Origin of the sequence: Microcystis sp. BLCC-F209 (genome assembly GCF_041928595.1) — a bacterium.
Lineage (GTDB): Bacteria > Cyanobacteriota > Cyanobacteriia > Cyanobacteriales > Microcystaceae > Microcystis.
In genome coordinates, this window is sequence record NZ_JBHFLL010000211.1 from 1 (window position 1) to 17,447 (window position 17,447).

General features: G+C 38.0%; 18 protein-coding genes and 3 pseudogenes. 7 read left to right on the top strand and 14 right to left on the bottom strand.

What is annotated here, in order from left to right:
• Positions 1 to 186, top strand: a pseudogene (locus ACE1AQ_RS13590) (Uma2 family endonuclease); the annotation flags it as partial.
• A 14-nt stretch (positions 187 to 200) separates the two neighbouring features.
• Here the strand turns inward: ACE1AQ_RS13590 and ACE1AQ_RS13595 are convergent.
• The 4 genes from ACE1AQ_RS13595 to ACE1AQ_RS13610 all read right to left on the bottom strand — a co-directional run bounded on the left by ACE1AQ_RS13595 (position 201) and on the right by ACE1AQ_RS13610 (position 3,126).
• Positions 201 to 608 carry a type II toxin-antitoxin system VapC family toxin gene (locus ACE1AQ_RS13595; RefSeq protein WP_002801652.1) on the bottom strand — a complete coding sequence of 136 codons (408 nt, stop codon included), beginning with the start codon at positions 606 to 608 and terminating at the stop codon, positions 201 to 203.
• 14 nt (positions 609 to 622) lie between these two features.
• Complete coding sequence (locus tag ACE1AQ_RS13600; protein ID WP_002756604.1) at positions 623 to 856, bottom strand: hypothetical protein; 234 nt, start codon at positions 854 to 856, stop codon at positions 623 to 625.
• Between the two features lie 79 nt (positions 857 to 935).
• Positions 936 to 1,157, bottom strand: a complete 222-nt coding sequence (locus ACE1AQ_RS13605; protein ID WP_008203612.1) for a hypothetical protein — start codon at positions 1,155 to 1,157, stop codon at positions 936 to 938.
• Positions 1,158 to 1,869: 712 nt separating this feature from the next.
• Positions 1,870 to 3,126 carry a hypothetical protein gene (locus ACE1AQ_RS13610; protein WP_232306207.1) on the bottom strand — a complete coding sequence of 419 codons (1,257 nt, stop codon included), beginning with the start codon at positions 3,124 to 3,126 and terminating at the stop codon, positions 1,870 to 1,872.
• 176 nt (positions 3,127 to 3,302) lie between these two features.
• On the opposite strand from ACE1AQ_RS13610, the gene ACE1AQ_RS13615 reads away from it, so the two are divergent.
• Both ACE1AQ_RS13615 and ACE1AQ_RS13620 read left to right on the top strand, forming a co-directional pair.
• Complete coding sequence (locus ACE1AQ_RS13615; RefSeq protein ID WP_061430453.1) at positions 3,303 to 3,689, top strand: hypothetical protein; 387 nt, start codon at positions 3,303 to 3,305, stop codon at positions 3,687 to 3,689.
• A 3-nt stretch (positions 3,690 to 3,692) separates the two neighbouring features.
• The gene (locus tag ACE1AQ_RS13620; RefSeq protein ID WP_110544048.1) at positions 3,693 to 5,483 is read left to right on the top strand and encodes a caspase family protein; all 1,791 of its coding nucleotides are present in this window, start codon (positions 3,693 to 3,695) and stop codon (positions 5,481 to 5,483) included.
• Here ACE1AQ_RS13620 and ACE1AQ_RS13625 read toward each other — a convergent pair.
• From ACE1AQ_RS13625 to yhdJ, 9 genes and pseudogenes are all read right to left on the bottom strand, one after another.
• A complete protein-coding gene (locus tag ACE1AQ_RS13625; protein ID WP_002793343.1) occupies positions 5,480 to 5,674 on the bottom strand; it encodes a hypothetical protein in 195 nt (64 codons plus the stop codon). The genes ACE1AQ_RS13620 and ACE1AQ_RS13625 overlap by 4 nt on opposite strands.
• A pseudogene (locus ACE1AQ_RS13630) lies at positions 5,581 to 5,814 on the bottom strand (VWA domain-containing protein); the annotation flags it as partial. The gene ACE1AQ_RS13625 and the pseudogene ACE1AQ_RS13630, both read right to left, overlap by 94 nt.
• 37 nt (positions 5,815 to 5,851) lie before the next feature.
• Positions 5,852 to 7,060: an RNA-guided endonuclease TnpB family protein gene (locus ACE1AQ_RS13635; protein ID WP_110544051.1), complete on the bottom strand. Its 1,209-nt coding sequence runs from the start codon at positions 7,058 to 7,060 to the stop codon at positions 5,852 to 5,854.
• Between the two features lie 175 nt (positions 7,061 to 7,235).
• A pseudogene (locus tag ACE1AQ_RS13640) lies at positions 7,236 to 7,445 on the bottom strand (VWA domain-containing protein); the annotation flags it as partial.
• A 375-nt stretch (positions 7,446 to 7,820) separates the two neighbouring features.
• Positions 7,821 to 8,804 (bottom strand): GntR family transcriptional regulator, encoded by a 984-nt coding sequence (locus ACE1AQ_RS13645; RefSeq protein ID WP_008203598.1) that lies wholly within the window; start codon positions 8,802 to 8,804, stop codon positions 7,821 to 7,823.
• A gap of 394 nt (positions 8,805 to 9,198) precedes the next feature.
• Positions 9,199 to 9,909 carry a 1-acyl-sn-glycerol-3-phosphate acyltransferase gene (locus tag ACE1AQ_RS13650; RefSeq protein WP_008203596.1) on the bottom strand — a complete coding sequence of 237 codons (711 nt, stop codon included), beginning with the start codon at positions 9,907 to 9,909 and terminating at the stop codon, positions 9,199 to 9,201.
• 301 nt (positions 9,910 to 10,210) lie between these two features.
• Entirely contained in the window at positions 10,211 to 11,845 is a 1,635-nt protein-coding gene (gene prfC / locus ACE1AQ_RS13655) for a peptide chain release factor 3 (protein WP_110544053.1), read from the bottom strand.
• Between the two features lie 59 nt (positions 11,846 to 11,904).
• Positions 11,905 to 13,023 carry a restriction endonuclease gene (locus tag ACE1AQ_RS13660; protein WP_110544056.1) on the bottom strand — a complete coding sequence of 373 codons (1,119 nt, stop codon included), beginning with the start codon at positions 13,021 to 13,023 and terminating at the stop codon, positions 11,905 to 11,907.
• Entirely contained in the window at positions 13,004 to 13,891 is an 888-nt protein-coding gene (yhdJ, locus tag ACE1AQ_RS13665; RefSeq protein ID WP_008203592.1) for an adenine-specific DNA-methyltransferase, read from the bottom strand. The genes ACE1AQ_RS13660 and yhdJ overlap by 20 nt, the downstream gene beginning before the upstream one ends.
• A gap of 341 nt (positions 13,892 to 14,232) precedes the next feature.
• Between yhdJ and ACE1AQ_RS13670 the strand changes: the two genes are divergently transcribed.
• The 4 genes from ACE1AQ_RS13670 to ACE1AQ_RS13685 all read left to right on the top strand — a co-directional run bounded on the left by ACE1AQ_RS13670 (position 14,233) and on the right by ACE1AQ_RS13685 (position 15,906).
• Positions 14,233 to 14,472, top strand: a complete 240-nt coding sequence (locus tag ACE1AQ_RS13670; RefSeq protein ID WP_002732327.1) for a type II toxin-antitoxin system HicB family antitoxin — start codon at positions 14,233 to 14,235, stop codon at positions 14,470 to 14,472.
• The gene (locus tag ACE1AQ_RS13675; protein WP_002744591.1) at positions 14,469 to 14,699 is read left to right on the top strand and encodes a type II toxin-antitoxin system HicA family toxin; all 231 of its coding nucleotides are present in this window, start codon (positions 14,469 to 14,471) and stop codon (positions 14,697 to 14,699) included. Before ACE1AQ_RS13670 ends, ACE1AQ_RS13675 begins: the two co-directional genes overlap by 4 nt.
• A gap of 144 nt (positions 14,700 to 14,843) precedes the next feature.
• A complete protein-coding gene (locus tag ACE1AQ_RS13680) occupies positions 14,844 to 15,071 on the top strand; it encodes a helix-turn-helix domain-containing protein (RefSeq protein ID WP_008203587.1) in 228 nt (75 codons plus the stop codon).
• Between the two features lie 22 nt (positions 15,072 to 15,093).
• On the top strand, positions 15,094 to 15,906 hold the full coding sequence (locus ACE1AQ_RS13685) for a TdeIII family type II restriction endonuclease (RefSeq protein WP_008203585.1): 813 nt from the start codon (positions 15,094 to 15,096) through the stop codon (positions 15,904 to 15,906).
• Here ACE1AQ_RS13685 and dcm read toward each other — a convergent pair.
• Entirely contained in the window at positions 15,903 to 17,270 is a 1,368-nt protein-coding gene (gene dcm / locus ACE1AQ_RS13690; RefSeq protein ID WP_110544070.1) for a DNA cytosine methyltransferase, read from the bottom strand. The genes ACE1AQ_RS13685 and dcm overlap by 4 nt on opposite strands.
• Between the last annotated feature and the right edge of the window lie 177 nt (positions 17,271 to 17,447).

The window sequence follows — 17,447 nt, forward strand, 5'->3', positions numbered from 1 at the left end:
TATCAAACTCTAGAAAGTTTAGAGGAATATGTCTTAGTCAATAGTAAACACCAACGAGTGGAAACTTTTCGACGGGGTGAACAGGGTTTATGGATTCTGCAAACCTATCAGCAAGAAAGTTTTAGTTTACAGAGTATTAATATGACGGCATCTTTTCGGGATTTATACGAGGATGTTACCCTATAGGGAATGAAAAATAATTAAGGTACAACCTCAAAAGGTTGATTTCCATACCGTCGGTAAATATAGAAATCGCTATCGAGAGTGAATATTTGTTTTTGATTAAGAACTTCAGCCATGGCTACTAAAGAAGCATCTGCTAAATCCATAGGAACATCTTGATATTGTATCATTAAGGTTTCCATTCTTTTTAGTTCATCTGAATTATGATGGTGTATTACCAGTATTTCATCTACCACATAACCCCATAATTCTTGTTGTGCGAACCAACCACCATATCGACGCAATAAATACATTGCTTCGGTAAAACAAGCGCAAGTCGTGACAAGGGGGGCCGATAGCGAAGATAAAATGTCAACACAACGCTGATGATTTTTATCAGCTTCATTAATTAAGGCAATAAGTGGAGAAGCGTCGCAAAGAGTCATTGATGTAATGCTGATTAGTCTTGAACATCTAAAATATTTGTAAAAACTTCTTCTACTCGCTCAGATAAATCTGATGGCTGAAAATAAACTCGTCCAACTCTTCCTTTTAATTTTTGGTCTAGGGTTTCTGGAGTGGAAGAATTGGAAGATTGATTAGGTAGAATGGTCAATCTCACTCGCTGACCTGCTAATTTAGCACTATGCTGTAAAATTTCTTCCCAAGTCCCCTCTAAAGTGTTTTGTTCCATAGATATTGATTTGAATTTCGTTCTTTCCTCAGTGTAACAAGCAAAAGATAAAAAAACAAATTTCTAGAATTTTTTTGTCTTATTGTTTTTTACCGGGGGGAATAAAACGGATTTCAATTCTGCGTCTGCTTGCATCTGCGTCACGATTAACCGCAGCTAATTTACCCGATGGGAGGTATAACTGTCCTGCGGAAAAAGCTCGAAATTTGACGTTTTTGAGTTTACCTGTGCTTTCGATTTCTTGCACTACTGCTAAAGCTCGCATTAATCCTAAATCAGTGTTAGAACCGGGTACTAGCATTTTAACAGATTGTTTTCTGCTGGCAACCGATTCGATATTTTTATCGAGATTACTTGTCTTCTGTATTCCTTGTCCGTCGGTGTGTCCAATTACTTGAATGAAGTCGATTTCTCTGTCTTTGGTAATGGTTTCGATAGCGGGAATAATGCGCTGACGAATATGGGTTTTTAAAGCAGGGTTTAATTGGGCACTTCCCGACTGAAATTTAAATTTTCCTGATTTTTCATCGATAACTATCGGGGTTGCTGTTTGCAGTTTTTGAAGTTTTCGATTTGCTTATTCGAGATACCTAATCAGTAGATATCTCCAAGAGTGATAAACCAATCACAGCTTGCTTTTATGCTGTGTACTAACAAAATAGTGCAACGGCTGAAATGTATGTCTTTCATTGCTAATTTAATTTTATAGAAAAACTATGGGGCAAATAAAATAATTTTTATTTAGCCCAACTCCTTTGCTGGAAACATTTTCAGTCTTAAAATAATATTATGGAGGTGTCTAATGGTCAACTGGCTATTTAATCGCTTACAGTTGAATAAATTGTCTAAATCTCTTCCTTAATTCCTTCTTAGAGGCGATAATGAAGATAAATTCGTTATGTCTGCTTGTCCTATTGAATAAATTTAATCACTTATTTTTGGTGTTCTCTCTTATATTTTTGCATAAATGGGATGCTCTCGATGCTCCCGTGTTTTGATTGATTGACAAACCCCTACTTTTTGTGGATAATAAAGCAAAGACGGCCAAGAGCAACATTTGGCTTATTTTCAATAATTCTAAAAGTCGTATCTCCTAGATTATATAAAAAGGGTTGTAAATTGTAAGTTCTATCTCCTGCAAAAATTTCGTTTTCGCCAAAACTCCAATCTTTCCACCAAGACGGGGCTTGATATGGTCTTGATGAGCCAGAAATTTTTTCGGGAAATACATCAAAAATTAAGCGATAAACGCCAATTCCTTGAGGATTATTGTCAAGATTTATTAAAGCATTAAATTCTAATTGACTATTCGTAGATTGCCAATTCGTTAGTTGAAGGGGAATCAGTGAACTTTGGGGATCTAATTTTTTAAATTCTTCTGTGTTGTTATTAAAGTCACTATCACCATTGAGTTGATAACTAGCAGAATTCCCTAGTGGCAAAGTATAGGGCAGAGGATTATAGTTGAGTCTATATTTTAAAGAAGTCTCTTTTGGACTATCATTGCTCGTTTGACTAGGAATAATAAGTCGTTCTACATTTTGAGGATTCTCCACGTTTTTGATCACTATTCTACCATCATTAATTACTTGTACTCGTCTAATTCCTGATTTCTGAGGATTATCTGATGTCGGAGAAGAAGATGAAGGGGTAGGTTGTTCATTGTCATTAATTTGCAGTAAAGCAGGTTTTTCAAAAATTTGAGTGGAGAAAATAACAAAATTTTCAGCAGGAAAATCAAGTCCTGTATTTTGACTTTCCGATTTGATTTTATCGAAATATTGTTTAACCTGAGAATAGCGACCTAACACTAAGATATAAAAGGGATGATTTGTTTTAACACTGGGATAACGAATATTATCTAATCCGACATCATAAATATCCCCCAAAAATTCACTTTTGACTGCGATAATACCGACGGCGTAGCCATCTTTGAGAAGATAACTATCTTTGAGTTGTGCTACTAAGTCTTCCCATTGGGCTTTTTCTTGATATAAATCCGTCACAATAACGTAGAGGGAATTGGGCGGATCAGTCTTTTGGGGTGCGATAATTTTATGAGTGGCCGCATCTCTTAATTCAGGTCTTCCCCCACTATAAAACCAGGCAGTTTCAGCCGATTGATGATTGATCGGCTCCTTGAGTCGCTGAGTCCCAAAAACATAAAAGGTAGGAGATGGCGTGACGGGAAAAGCTGTATTTGTCGCACTTCTTAATAATCTTAGGGTTCTAATGTAGCGACTATTGCGATCGCTGACAAACCCTTTCATAGACGGCGTACCATCAATTTGAATGATGATTTTTTCTGGTTTGTCAGGATTTTATAACATAAATTTAGCACAGAAAAACTTGATTTATGTTTTAGTGGTTTTATATTGTAATCGATACTGTTCCTGTCTGCCATTAGTTGGATTATAATAAGTCTAGTAATAATGAACAAACAGTTATGAACATTAACATAAATTTACAACACGAGGTTACATCGGAAGACTCTTATGAATTAGAATACCTTGCTATGCTAATTGAAAAAGAGTGTAACTTAACCGTAAAACAAGAAAAACTTGAATCTTTATCTAAGGTGAAGGATGGCGGATTAACGATAGGAATAGCCATTGCTAGTTTAGCCTTATCTGCTGTCGGAACTTTTATTTCAGTTTTAGCATACTGGCAATCTCAAAAACCCAGATACTCTGTTTCAATGACAATTGGAACTCAAACTTATACCATTGAAAATATTTCTCCGCAACAAATTGAAAATATTCAAACTACAATTGCTCAACTTCAGTCTAGCTCAACAGAATCAAATATTTTGGTCAACATTTATAAACAATAAATCATGAACGAAACAACAGGGAAAAGAATAGCATTTGTTGTTAATGCACGGACAGGGGATGAATTGCAGGCTGGCAACCGTGATTCATCTCGTTTGTGGACTTTGTTAACCGATCCTAATCTTGGAAGATGCGAGCCTATTTATCCGCCTCTTCACAATTGTGAGAACGAATTTTCCTTTTTAAAAGAACTAAAAGAAATTCTCAAAAAATTGAATTCTAGCGATCAATTATTGTTCTATTTCTCCGGACATGGAATTGTCAAAAATCAGCAATATTGTATTAAACTGGGCTTAGATGAAGATAGTTATTACCCTTTTAAAAATCTTATAAATCAGCTAAGAGCATCAGGAATTGAGCGTGCTATCATTATTATTGATGCTTGTCATAGTGGCAAAATCTTAAGTGAAATAGGGACTAAAAAAAACGAATTTAATCCCTTGGAAAATCTAGAACTAGAATTACCCAAAGGTATTGCTATTATTGCCTCTTGTCAAGAAAGTCAGAAGAGCTATGAATTGGCAGACAGTTCATCTAGCGTCTTCACCCATTTGTTATGTCAAGCGATAGAAGGGGGGTTAGATGGTCAAGCTACTCCCAATAGTTTAATTAGTATTTCTGATGTTATTGGATATATACAAAAACAGCTAGAAACAAATAAAATTTATAAAAGTTATCCTCAGAAACCTATTTTTACGATCAACGGGGCTAATCAAGATATTTGGATTGCTAAAAATAAAAGTGGTTCACAAGAAATTGATAATAATATAGTACACAATTCCAAGATTATCTCTTCGGCTTTTCAAAATTTGCTAGTGGAACAACTTCAATCTATTAAAAAAGAGATAATCACTGATGTAAAATCAACTTCCCTAGATGAAACTACGCAAAATACACTGAAAGATTTAAGCGATAAAGTTAGTAATATTCAAGCAATAGTTGGTAGTTTAAGTATAGGTAAAGAGGGTGGGAGTATATCTCAACATAAAGAAAAAGATGAGCAATTAGAGATTAAAATTAAAGAATATGAGGATCAAAAAGAACGTCATTTGACAAAAATTAGAGAGCTAAATGACGAACGTAATCGACTATCGCAGAACTTAGCAGAACAACGTCAGCAAATCGAGCAGTTTAGTTCAGGAGAAGTGGAACAGTTGCGTAAGGAAAATCAGGGACTTTCTAGTTCTTATCAAAACCTAGAAACACGATTGTACAATGTAAACATTGAAAAAGCACAACTAGAACAACAAGCTACAACTCTAAATAGCCAGGTAAACCAGTTACAGCAAGATAAAAAAGATTTAGAGTTAAAAGTTCAGACAAATGTCCAAGATATCGAAGCACTTAAAAAAGAGATTGAGCAACTAAGAAAGCTGCTTAACAAAGAGGCAATTGAGACAGTAGATATTCCCCGGCAATGGCAAAACATAATCAATTCCTATAATCAGTCTCCAGATGCTATCCTTAATATTCATGGGGTACACAAACAGGGAGAAGTGGTCGAGGATGAAGATAAAGGAGCAGAAAGATGGAATAATTGTAGTAAGCCTGTGGTTTTGACATCTAATGTGTCCCCTGATGGATTTTATATCGTATCAGTAGGAAACGATTACTTACTCTTTCCGAAACAGCACGCTATTGCCGCTTCTCAAAAGTTTACAGTATCTGCTTTATTTGATGGCTATAAAAGCGGCAACACCAGTAAATTTACCTTAATTTCACCTGCACAAGTTACCCCGGTTGGTAGCGGTGGGATGTGGCAACTGAAACACAAAGGAAAATTAGAATACAATTAATGTAAGCTAACAAGCTCAAATATTTTAGATAACTTCCCGTATTTATCAATAATAAAGCGACGAATTCTCATTAACACATCTCGACCAGTACCACCTAATCCGAAATCCAAACTACCGACTGGGGTTTGATAGCTTGATTGGCAGTTAAACGACACTGATTTAAGCGTGCCAGTCGGGGATAAACGTGCCATTCTGCTCCCTGAATATCGGTATTTTTAGCACTTTGGCTAGATTGCCAGGGAATCGCCTTTAAAACCGCGTCTATATCTTCCCTTCCGCGAATTAAAATCGGTTCTGTAATCGGTTGAACATTATCAGCAAAGGGAACTAATTGACACTCCCATCGCTAAAAGCGAGGGATTCTTGGTTCACTGAGTTTCCTTAGTCTGGCAGGACGTATCCAACCAAACCAGAGGGAATCTCTCCCCAAGCGTATTAGTTTCGGTATGCCCTACCGTACTTAGTCCCTTTTTGAGAATGTTGATAGCGGCGTTAATATCTCTATCTTCTACATAGCCACAATGGGGACAAACATGGGTTCTCGTAGATAGAGATTTAGGTACTTTTTGACCACAATTAGAACAATTTTGACTCGTGTTATGGGGGGCTACTGCTACCGTAGCCTTACCATATTTAAAACCAAAATATTCTAACCATTGCCGAAAAGTTGACCAAGCCACATCATTAATAGATTTAGCTAGTTTAGAGTTTTTTACCATGCCTTGAATATTTAAGTTTTCGTAGGCGATGAAATCGTTAGATTTAATGACGCGCAATGCCTCTTTTTCGACAAAGCCTTTACGTTGCCTACTTACTCTTAAATGCTTTCTAGCATATCTCTTTCTAGCTTTTTGGTAGTTGTTTGACTGAGGTTGACCTTTTCTAAACTTTTTAGACTTCTTCCGATTCAGTCGATTTAATCTTTTTTCTGCCTTGCGATAGTATTGCGGTATTTCTACCGTTTCCCCATCACTATTAGCGTAGAAAACTTTTAAACCTACATCCAATCCCACACATCTTTTTGTTGGTTCTAGGGGTTTTGCGTATTCCCGAATATCAACGCTTAGACAGAATTGGACATAGTAACCATCCGCTCGTTTAACAATTCTAACTCGTTTAATTTGGTCTATAGGATAAAAGTTTAGGTCTCTAGTTCCTTTTAGTTTAACCGTCCCAATGTTTTTCTTGTCTGTGAAAGTTATTTTCTTTCTATCCTCCGATAGTTTCCATCCGGAGTTTTTATATTCCACAGAACGATTATTTTTCTGGAATTTAGGATAACCTTTTTTTCCTTTAACCTTTTTCTTACAATTATCATAGAAACGGGCAATAGCTGACCAAGCTCGTTCGGCCGATGCTTGTCTGGCCGTAGAATTTAGAGTATCGACAAACTTGAACTGTTTGGCGAGAACTGCACAATATTTATTGAGAGAATATTTATCGATTGTGTCTTCTCTCTTGGCATCCATCCAAAGCCTTAAAGCCTTATTACGGATGAATTGTACTGTACGAATAGCTTCATCAATGGCAGAACATTGACTTGGTTTGACCACGGCTTTCATTTCTAAGACAATCATTGTTTATCGACCTCAAACAACTTATTTTATGTTAACCTGTAGAGCATCGGATTGTCAAGATTTTAGTGAACATTGAGCTTTTACATTGAGCCTGTCAAAATGTCGTGCTTTGCTGTTTTATACTGGTCGGGGTTTCATCCCGTCGCTAAAAGCGAGGGTCTTCACCCCGACATTCAAGATAAACGGAATCGTTATTTTTTAAACTATCGCGAATAATTTGACCGAGGCGCGTCCGTCCTTCATCATTAAAGTTAACACTACCGGTAAGATCGATCGCTAGGATAACATCTCGTCCCTGCCAACGAGCCACCAAATCTAATCCGAGTTTTTGCCAATCGGTAAGCGGTTCCCCGGGGGATACCGTTAAACAGTCAGCACTTTTCATCTAACCTCGTCCGAGAGTGAAAAATTGAGCTTATCCCTATTCTTGCCCCATTGTACTAAAAAAGTTAATACTTCTTAAAAGTTTTTTTCGCTTTTATTCTCGATTTGCCCTAGGTCATTGTCAATAGTAACCATAGATTAAACTAAATTTTAAAGTTCAGCTGCCCGCGCATTTAAGTGGGTGAGTGGAATTAAATATAAGATGAACGTAGGTTGGGTTGAAGCATGAAACCCAACGCCAGCATGGGTTACGCTACCGCTAACCCATCCTACAAATAATTGTGCCTCCCTACTTAAATTGCTTGTTGAGATAAGGCAAGAGGTAACAGTAAAGGGATTGGGAGAGATTCAGAGGTTAAAATGTGTCTTTTATCCTCTAACCACCTAATCCTAATTCTCGTCTGAGCAATTGAATTGATTTATCCCCAATATAATTATCACTACAGATAATTTCTGGCAGACGAATTAAATCCGATCGCACTTCATTAATCATATTTTTAATTAACGTATAACTCGCTTGATCACTGATAATTGTCTGGGAAGTTCGGGCTAAAACTTTTAACTTATCCGTTTCATGAATTTGGGCAGACATAACTAATAAATCATCGCCCCGTAAACTATGAATTAAAACTTCGGCCACCTTAATAATACCGGTGCTAATACTGACAATCCCCAAGCGGCTATCGGTGGGTAATTTTTTGATTAATGCCAATTCCTTGCTGTAATCGTAGATATCGATGGGAATGACTCGTAATTGAAAAGGAGCGGCAATTTCCTCCGCTACACTGATAAAATAGCGACTGGTGACAACAGTGGCAGATTTAGTATTGGCTAAAACTTGGGCTAAATCCTCCATTGCCACTAATTGGACGGGAATTTTGAGGGATTGCTCTAATTCTCTTAACATTAGTTCTCCTGCACCCAAATCGTGACGGGGAATGGTGACAAGAACCTGAGAACTACACTGCGATCGCCAATCGATTTCCGCCAGTAATAACTCGCGAATTTGCTCTAAAGTTAAACCTTGAGCGAGAAAACTGGCTAAACTCTGGCTAATTAGTCGGCCTATTTCTGGATTTTGTTCCAATAGGGGCGAACCCAATAAATTATCGTTTTCATGCCCGCGAGCCTTGACATAAATCCCCGAACCTGCTATGGATTCCACTAACCCATCGTCTTCCAGTTGTTGATAAATTTTACTTATCGTATTACGGTGTAATCCCGTGATCATAGCTAGTTGACGGGTACTAGGTAAACGATGGCCCGGGGGATACTGACGAGAGGCGATAGCGAAGCGAATTTGGTCAAATAATTGCTTAGAGGCGGGTATTTCACTGTCTGGCTGGATTTGGAACTGCATCGGATCACTTCACTCACAAACTACTTTCGCTGATGCCCATTCTATCATTAGACCTCCGGCAACAATCGGATATCTTCCCCGATCTGAGGGGTCTTCGAGGCAGTATTCAGGAGCCAGAAGCAGCAAAAACCAAGATATTATTTATTTAAACTAGAAAAGCCACTTTTTTGCTTAAAAATAGTTAAAACAATCATTTTAATCCGTCCCCGAAATCCCACTCATGGGGTAGATAGTCATACCAAATCCGTTTTTAATAGTGTGATTAACTCTCAAGTTATGAATTGTTTCTCCCCACACCCCACTTCCCTATCACCCCATTTCCCCCCGCAACGCGCACGCAGTGACCCCCCCACTATCCTATACTTTTTGAACAGGATTTAGTATCAACAGCTGATTAAGGTGATTGATCCTCGTGGAGAAGTTTTAAGCGATCGCTCAAGGTTTTGGTTAAGCGGACAGTTTCCCGTTTTAGCGAATTTTGTTGATAATCAAGCACATTAATCCCTTGACCGATATTTACTGTTGCTTCGCTTCCCCATCCGGGGTAAGGCTGATTATAACTAATACTTACCGGCAAAATCTTGATATCTGCATCGGGTTTGATAGTCTTAACTTCCAACGCAATCCGCGCTACCCCCGGTTTAAGGGGATGAACCACTCGATCGCGAGAGATACCCCCTTCTGGAAAAATCGCCACCATTTCCCCCGCGGCCAAAAGTTCGACACTATGGACTAGACTACCCATACCGGGGTGATCGGTGTTGACGGGAAAACCCCCCAAACGTCGGATAAACCAACCTTGCACCCCTTTGATCTCATTAGCGGAAACCATAAAGCGCAAATCCCGTCCACTAACTAAGCGTCCCACCGCATAGGGTAAAATCAGCGCATCCCAACGGGACCGATGGGTAGGTGCCAAGATGACACCTCCCGTTAGGGGAATATTTTCCTGGCCTGTCACCGTTATTTTGCTGAAAAAAGCTGGTAAAACCAGATAATTTCCCAGAAAATAACAAAAGCGAATTAAACAGGGATTAATTCGGGAATTGACAGCAGGACTTTTTCTAATGGTGGGGGACTCGTCAATGATAGTGCTTTGAGACATCCGAGTGTTAGGAAAGATCGAGACTTTCTGACCACTTCTACTTTAGAGTAGTTGTCTGGGGGTCGCCATCTTGTCCTGACCAGTTCGGTAATTGTCTTGTCAGATTAATAAACCTCTTGCATAATTAGGGTTTGCGGCAAAAAGTTCTTCCTGGTGGCAGGGTGTGGGGTGTGGGGTGTAGGGTGTAGGGAAGGAAACCTCTTTCATCTGTGGGGGTGAAAATTTTTTCATCGGGACTGACTACTGGCTACTGACTCCTAACCCTAACAACAATTTTTGATTTTTACAAGAGGTCTAATGGTTAGGATTGCGGTTCTACTCCCGATCCTACCGGTGCGATCGAGTTTAATTGCAAAGAGGGATGATCTTCTTTGACTTGCTGTAAATTCCACTCATTTTTGAATAATAAGACGGGACGACCCCAGTAATCTTTGACAGTTAGAGTATTAAAGAGTTTACCTGCTTTTTCTAAAGCGGCCCAACCCCCGGCGACCCAACGGGCTAAACTATAGGCTAGGGGTTCGAGGGTAGTTTCGACTCCGTACTCGCTTAAAAGACGGAATTGCACCACTTCAAACTGTAATTGACCGACGGCGGCTAAAATCGGGTCGCGTTTAAATTCATCGATCGAGGATAATATCTGTACGGCCCCTTCTTCCTGTAATTCCGAGACTCCTTTTTGAAACTGTTTGAACTTGGAAGGGTTAGGATTTCTGAGATAGGCGAATAATTCTGGAGAAAAACAGGGAATACCTTCGTATTCGAGCTTTTTACCCATATAAATGGTATCACCGATCGCAAAGACCCCGGGGTTATTCAATCCGATCACATCTCCGGGATAAGCTTCTTCAATAACTGCCCGATCTTGGGCAAAAAGCTTCTGAGGACGGGATAAACGGATAGTTTTACCGGTTCTAGCGTGGTTTACTACCATATCCTTCTCGAATTTCCCCGTACATACCCGCACAAAGGCCACCCGGTCGCGATGTTTGGGATCCATGTTTGCTTGCAGTTTGAAGACAAAACCGGTGAAATCGGGATAGGTGGGATCAAGGACTCCGAGGGAGGAATTGCGTCCTCTGGGTGGCAATCCATAGTCGAGGAAGGATTCTAGGAATAATTTCACCCCAAAATTGGTCATGGCGCTACCAAAAAAGATCGGGGTCATTTCTCCTGCGTGGACTGCTGGCAAATCCAATTCCGCACCCAATTCCGAGAGTAGTTCTATATCCTCTTTTAACTGGTAATACAGGTCTTTTTCGAGATAATCCTCAATTTTGGGGTCGTCAAGCTCGATCACGGTTTCCTGCGCCTCCTGAGAGCCGTGGGAGCGACGTTCAAACAGGTGTATGGTCTGGGTGGCTCGATCGAAGACTCCCCGAAAGCGATCGCCAATTCCGATCGGCCAATTGACGGGATAGGTCTGTAATCCTAATTCTCGCTCGATTTCGTCCAATAAATCCAGAGGTTCGCGACCGGGGCGATCCATTTTGTTAACAAAGGTAAAGATGGGTAACTGCCGCAGTTTGCACACTTCAAAGAGTTTTCTCGTTTGGGGTTCCAAACCTTTGGCCGCGTCGATTAACATCACTGCATTATCGGCAGCGGCCAGGGTACGATAGGTATCTTCGCTAAAATCTTGGTGGCCGGGAGTATCGAGGAGATTAATCTGAAAATCACGATAATCGAACTGTAAAACCGTGGAAGTAATCGAAATTCCCCGTTGTTTTTCCATTTCCATCCAGTCGGAGGTGGCTTTGCGTTGGTCGCGTCTTGCTTTGACTGCACCCGCTTGATGGATTGCACCCCCGTATAGTAACAGTTTTTCGGTCAGGGTGGTCTTTCCCGCGTCAGGGTGGGAGATAATGGCAAAATTTCGCCGTTTTTCCAAGACAGCTTCGCTGGTTTCTAGTTCTTTTTCAATTTCGGTCGTCATTCTAATTTCGATCGCTTTCCTATCTTTCTATTCTAGTTTAGCTGGGGAGTCAGATATCTTTATGGCTCTGATTCTAGGTTAAACTCAATCCGGCTCTGTAAAACTATTTCTGCAATTACCGCTCCTCCTTTACCTTGAGCTAAAACCCGCTCAAAACGGTTGATTAATTCGGGAATATTGATCACTTCCTCTACAGATTCTAGATATCTTTCGACAATTGCCCTGATCTTGTATCTTATCTTAGCTTGCTCCGCAACTTTTTCTAAAATTTCCTCGCAAGTCTGCTCAGTTTTAACCACAAAAGTAATGGGATATTTTTGCACTTTATCAATATCTAAAAAATATTTATCAGCAGCTATCGTTTCCGTAACTTGAAAAAATCGACCTAGGGGTTTCATGACAAAATCTATCCCCCCGTCATTGGCATTTGTTCGACCAGTTTTATATAAAAGTAAGTATTCAGAGTTTAAGCGATCAGGCGACCATCCCCAATATATTTTCTGTTCCCCATAATACTCTTTAAGAATTGCATAACTGACAATCTCAAAAACTCTAGCATCAATGTTTGGTCTGAGTAAACTCCGAATAAATTCAATGGCTTTCTGGGGATCTTGCTGTTGAATATCAATCATCTGTTGACAATAGCTGATAAATTGATTAAATGCTTTTTGTCTTGTTTGCACATAGGCATCAATTATATCTATAATCACTGGCGCAATATTAACTTGATTACCCTCTAGAGAAACCTTAATTAGATTCTCATTAATCCAGTATCTATTGGTTTTAACATCTCTAATTATAGGCAGATAAGATAAAGTAGGAAAATACTTGTTAAATTCCTGATTTAATCGATGATTGAGAGCATGATTTTGTAATTTATTGCCAAAAGGAAGCTCCCTTTGCCTGCGAAAAAGTGTCATATACTGAGCGCCTTTATACTCGTCGTATCCATCCTTAAGATGAAACTCATTATTAATATAGTCTTCCACTAAAACATAAATGGCATAATGATTAGCCAATCCTGATCGGGATTTAGAACCTCGATTAGCGGCTCTAGTTTTAATGTTCAAATATTGCAATAACTCACTAGCATTTAAAATGCTATTTCCCTGATTGGGAAAGTAATTATCGATAATTTTAATAATTATCTTGGTGAATTCATGCTTTACTATCGACATCGAAAAGACTCTCCTGTACAAAGTTAGATTCTTGTTTATTTTCGCTTTTTCTACTATAGCTTTTTTGAGGAGGGAGTAACTTTTCTCCCTTGTATTCTTGCCATCCGAGAATCCGTCGAAGACCAATTTTTAAATACTCCTCTTGTAATTCTATACTAATAGAAATTCTTCCCAAACGTTTAGCTACAGCTGCAGCTGTAAAAGTTCCTGCAAAGGGATCAAGCACAATTCCACTCTTGTCAGTGCTGGCCAAAATAATTCTTTCTAGCAATGATTCAGGTTTTTGTGAGGGATGATTTTCGTATTCATCCATGCGATATCTTACCCTAGGGAAATACCAGACATTGCCCGGTACTTTCTCTGTATTGTATTGACTCGGAATCGCTTTTCTATAATCAATTAGTTTTCGTTTTGCTCCAGTTTTTGCTTCTATCTTAATATCCTTTGAATTAAAAGTGTAATTATTTTTATCTTTCACACAGTGAAGTATTGGTTCATACATCGAACCAAAGTATTTTGTTGCTTGTACTCCTGAACTATCATAATGCCAGATAATACGACTAAGAATCGTCATTTTTTGTCTTAAGTAAAGATCAAAGTAAGGCATTGCTTGAGTGCTGGCCATAACATATAATGTTCCCTGGGGTTTCAAGATGCGAAGGCAATGATCAAGAATTTGATTTGCCCAATTTATATAATCATTTTCCGATTCCCATTTGTCGTAAAAATCGGCGAAATGCTTACCTATATTATAGGGAGGATCGAGAAAAATAAGATCTACGGAATTAGAATCAATCTCACTGGATAAAATCGGCAAAGAATCACCATGAAATATAACTTGTTCATCAGCTTCATATCGTTTAAACATGATCATTTTTTCAATTTAAAGTAGTTAGATTTTTACTAGCTATTAGCGTTCAGCACCTAGAGAATTTTTCAGATATCAGAACATCCACTTTTAGTTCTTTATTTTTCAATTAAGCTGAGGGCTTCAAGATCAATCCTATAAGATTTGTTGGGAAAATTTATATTTGTCAACAAAATTACAAAGTATTGTAAATATTGTTAAACAATGTATCGAATGTCAACTATTGGTCAAATAATTTTGACATAATTGGGGTGGAGGGGTTGACAGGTAAAATTTTTGTGTTTTATCCAGCATTTCTTAAGTGTAACTAGGATAGTTTAAAATCCACAACTGATAGTGTTATGAGTGATAATACCAAACAAATTTATAACTACACCGTTATTCTAGAAAAAGAGTCAGACGGTGGTTATCACGCTTTTTGTCCTGCGCTTAAAGGTTGTCATTCTCAAGGAGACACTTTTGAAGAAACGATTGTCAATATTACAGAAGCTATGGAATTGTACCTCGAAAGTTTGATAGCTGATCATCAACCCATTCCCAAAGAAGATTTGATTTTTAAGCCTTTAAATATTTTAATATGAGTCAGTATCCCGCAGTTAAAGTCAAGGAGTTTATTAAAGTTATTGAAAAATTGGGCTTTTATTTGGATCGTCAAAAAGGTAGCCATGCTATTTACAAAAATAGTGGTGGATGTAGGGTTGTGATCCCTATTCATTCAGGAAAAGATATTAAGCAAGGTACTCTCATGGGTATGATTCAAGATATTGGTCTTGATAAAGAAACATTTTTCGAGTTGTTACGAAAATAAGAGTTAAAAGATAGTCGAAGCGATAGCAGCAATTGTACTTTAAGAGGAACGAAGCAATGTTTTAGACAAAATGTAAATTATAATCTGCAAAATGTGAATTATAATCTGTAGAAATGTCTCATACACTTTCTTGATAATTGATCTGTGGCACAAAAAGAATCCTTAGATATCAAACATCGTTTTGGTAAAGCTATCAGAAGACGCAGAAGGGAACTTGACTTATCTCAAGAAATCTTAGCTGAAAAAGCGGAACTGCACCGAACTTATATTTCCAGTATCGAACTTGGTAAGTGTAATGTATCTTTAGAAAATATCGAAAAGTTAGCCAAAGCACTTGATATATCTATTGCTGATCTTTTTGCTGATCTATAAATTTGATTAATTGCAATTCAGTATGGATAATAACCAGTTAGTGATAGAAATTCAAAAGCTAATTAAAAACTCAATAGAAAACTATTTTAAAAAACCCAAACCTAGGAATCATCATATTTTAGATTATTTATTTCCAGAAGAGAGACAGATTAGTTCTGTGATGACTGGACTAACGACAAGCATGGGAACTACTTTCTGGGAAAAATTAGCAACCTTTTTAGCCAAAGATAATGGATTTCGTATTTTATATAAGCAGGATAAAAAACTTTTACAACCTAGTCCATTTCCTCAAGACTTAAGAAGTGAACTCGATAATTTAAAAAGTCTCAGAAAATCGAAAGAACAAAAAATATCCATGACAGAGTGCATTGAAAGACTTAGAGTAGTAGCTAAGAAAATAAATAGGAATAACCTCAATTATATCGATCCTCCTTCTGGTCATGGAGTAGATATTTATTTAATCAAAGACAATATTGAGTATGTGTTTGATTTAAAAGCTACACATCCTAATAGGGGAGATGGTTCTAGATTTAGCGACCAGTTGTTAGATTGGTATTGTTATCGGCTGTCCCGTGAACCTTTAGCAAGTATTCACACAAGAATTGTTATTCCTTTTAATCCTTTCTTACCTCAAACATGGTGGCAATCACAGGGAAATAAAATGTATCCTCTAGAGGAACATCATGATATATGGGTTGAAAATGAATTTTGGGATTTTTGTTCTGGTAAAATCAATACTTTGTCATTAATTAAAGAAGCTTTTATCGATCTTCAAAAAGATCAAGCATTTATCAACAAGTATAGACAAAAGTTTCGTAATTATCTAGATAATTAATTTGGTAAAATTATTTCCAGTAAATTTCTTGCTACTGCCTCCACCACTGGTACAGGAACAGCGTTTCCGAATTGTTTTTTAGAAATAGCTGACTGTGGATGATAGATAAAATTATCGGGGAATCCTTGTAATTTACGCGCATCTTGGGGAGTAATTTCTCGAAACTTTTTGGGTTTATAGATTTTCTTTAAAAACAATTGTTTGTATTCTTGGGGATGAGTAGCGGTAATTGAAATAGTAGCAATATAATCTTTAGCACCCGTAGCGGTTAGGGTAGGAATAATATCGGCCGTCGGTAAAATAATCCGATAAATGCCGTTAATTCCCGTCATATTTTTCGAGTTAATAAATTCATACTTACCTGCGGTCGTTTGCCAACAAATACCGAGAGAAACTAACTGATTTAGTTCCTCGATTTTTAGGTCGGGTATAATTTCCAAAAAAGTAGAAAAAGCCACGGGATGACCATCTTTTTCGCCATACTTTTTACTGCGTCTTAATTTCAGCAAAGCTAAACAGATACTTTTTTGTCGTTCCGTAGTTTTGATAATATCCCAAGAATGAATAGTTGTGTGGCCATTTCTTAAATCAGAAAAAATAAAGAAGTCATTTAATTCATCTTCTTTTTGGAAACGAGTTCTTGATGGGGGAACAAAACCATTAAATAAAGTATCCGCAGATAACTTAACTTTCTCGACGGGTTGAATATTCTTGATGTCTTCTAAAATATCCAAAACCTTCGGATGGATACCCAAAGGTAAAGGAAATTTAAACCGCTCATAGTTATCTATATTTTTTCTAATTCCTACGATAAAAACTCTCTCGCGATTCTGGGGTAAACCAAAATCGTAGGCATTTAATAACTGCCAGTAAACTTGATAACCACAGCTAGTTAATTCATCGATAATTAACTCTAAATTCTCCCGATTGCGAGGACTAGCTAACCCACTGACATTCTCGAAAATAAAGCTTTTCGGTTGACTTTTCTGGACTAATTTAATCACATCAAACCAGAGTTTTCCCCGGGGATCTTCAAATCCCCGTAAACATCCCGCCACCGACCAAGGTTGACAGGGAACGCCGCCGACAATAAGATCAAGATTATCGGGTAAATTGCTGATTTTACTCACATCTCCGAAAGCAATTTCATCGCTGTTGAGATAGCTAATAAAATTCTGTTGATAAACTTGGATTGCCTGTTTATCGATTTCTGAATAGCCTAAACAACGTCCTCCCAATTTCTCCAAAGCGATTCTAAACCCACCGATTCCCGCGAATAAATCGACAAAACGATACTGGGGATGGGTAATAACTAGATGTAGGGGTAATTGGGGTTGTGTGCTGACTTTAACTGTGGTTTTCAAGGGTAAATAATTCCTTTTCACCGTCTGGGAAGATGCCTATATGTACTAACTATTTTAGTATAAATTAAGAGTTTTTTTCCAGAGACCTCTTGCAAATCTCCTGTCTCCTGACTTGAAAGAGGGTGTGAGGTGTGGGGTGTGGGGAAGTGGGGAAATTGAACTAAAACCCCAAAACCC

Bases quoted from the DNA above. Each gene is read 5' to 3' on its own strand.
- ACE1AQ_RS13600 (WP_002756604.1), bottom strand. From the start codon at position 856: ATGGAACAAAACACTTTAGAGGGGACTTGGGAAGAAATTTTACAGCAT.
- yhdJ (WP_008203592.1), bottom strand. From the start codon at position 13,891: ATGTTTAAACGATATGAAGCTGATGAACAAGTTATATTTCATGGTGAT.
- ACE1AQ_RS13685 (WP_008203585.1), top strand. From the start codon at position 15,094: ATGGATAATAACCAGTTAGTGATAGAAATTCAAAAGCTAATTAAAAAC.
- prfC (WP_110544053.1), bottom strand. From the start codon at position 11,845: ATGACGACCGAAATTGAAAAAGAACTAGAAACCAGCGAAGCTGTCTTG.
- ACE1AQ_RS13645 (WP_008203598.1), bottom strand. From the start codon at position 8,804: ATGCAGTTCCAAATCCAGCCAGACAGTGAAATACCCGCCTCTAAGCAA.
- ACE1AQ_RS13595 (WP_002801652.1), bottom strand. From the start codon at position 608: ATGACTCTTTGCGACGCTTCTCCACTTATTGCCTTAATTAATGAAGCT.
- ACE1AQ_RS13660 (WP_110544056.1), bottom strand. From the start codon at position 13,023: ATGTCGATAGTAAAGCATGAATTCACCAAGATAATTATTAAAATTATC.
- ACE1AQ_RS13650 (WP_008203596.1), bottom strand. From the start codon at position 9,909: ATGTCTCAAAGCACTATCATTGACGAGTCCCCCACCATTAGAAAAAGT.
- ACE1AQ_RS13625 (WP_002793343.1), bottom strand. From the start codon at position 5,674: ATGGCACGTTTATCCCCGACTGGCACGCTTAAATCAGTGTCGTTTAAC.
- ACE1AQ_RS13675 (WP_002744591.1), top strand. From the start codon at position 14,469: ATGAGTCAGTATCCCGCAGTTAAAGTCAAGGAGTTTATTAAAGTTATT.
- ACE1AQ_RS13635 (WP_110544051.1), bottom strand. From the start codon at position 7,060: ATGATTGTCTTAGAAATGAAAGCCGTGGTCAAACCAAGTCAATGTTCT.
- ACE1AQ_RS13620 (WP_110544048.1), top strand. From the start codon at position 3,693: ATGAACGAAACAACAGGGAAAAGAATAGCATTTGTTGTTAATGCACGG.
- ACE1AQ_RS13605 (WP_008203612.1), bottom strand. From the start codon at position 1,157: ATGCTAGTACCCGGTTCTAACACTGATTTAGGATTAATGCGAGCTTTA.
- ACE1AQ_RS13670 (WP_002732327.1), top strand. From the start codon at position 14,233: ATGAGTGATAATACCAAACAAATTTATAACTACACCGTTATTCTAGAA.
- ACE1AQ_RS13610 (WP_232306207.1), bottom strand. From the start codon at position 3,126: ATGAAAGGGTTTGTCAGCGATCGCAATAGTCGCTACATTAGAACCCTA.
- ACE1AQ_RS13615 (WP_061430453.1), top strand. From the start codon at position 3,303: ATGAACATTAACATAAATTTACAACACGAGGTTACATCGGAAGACTCT.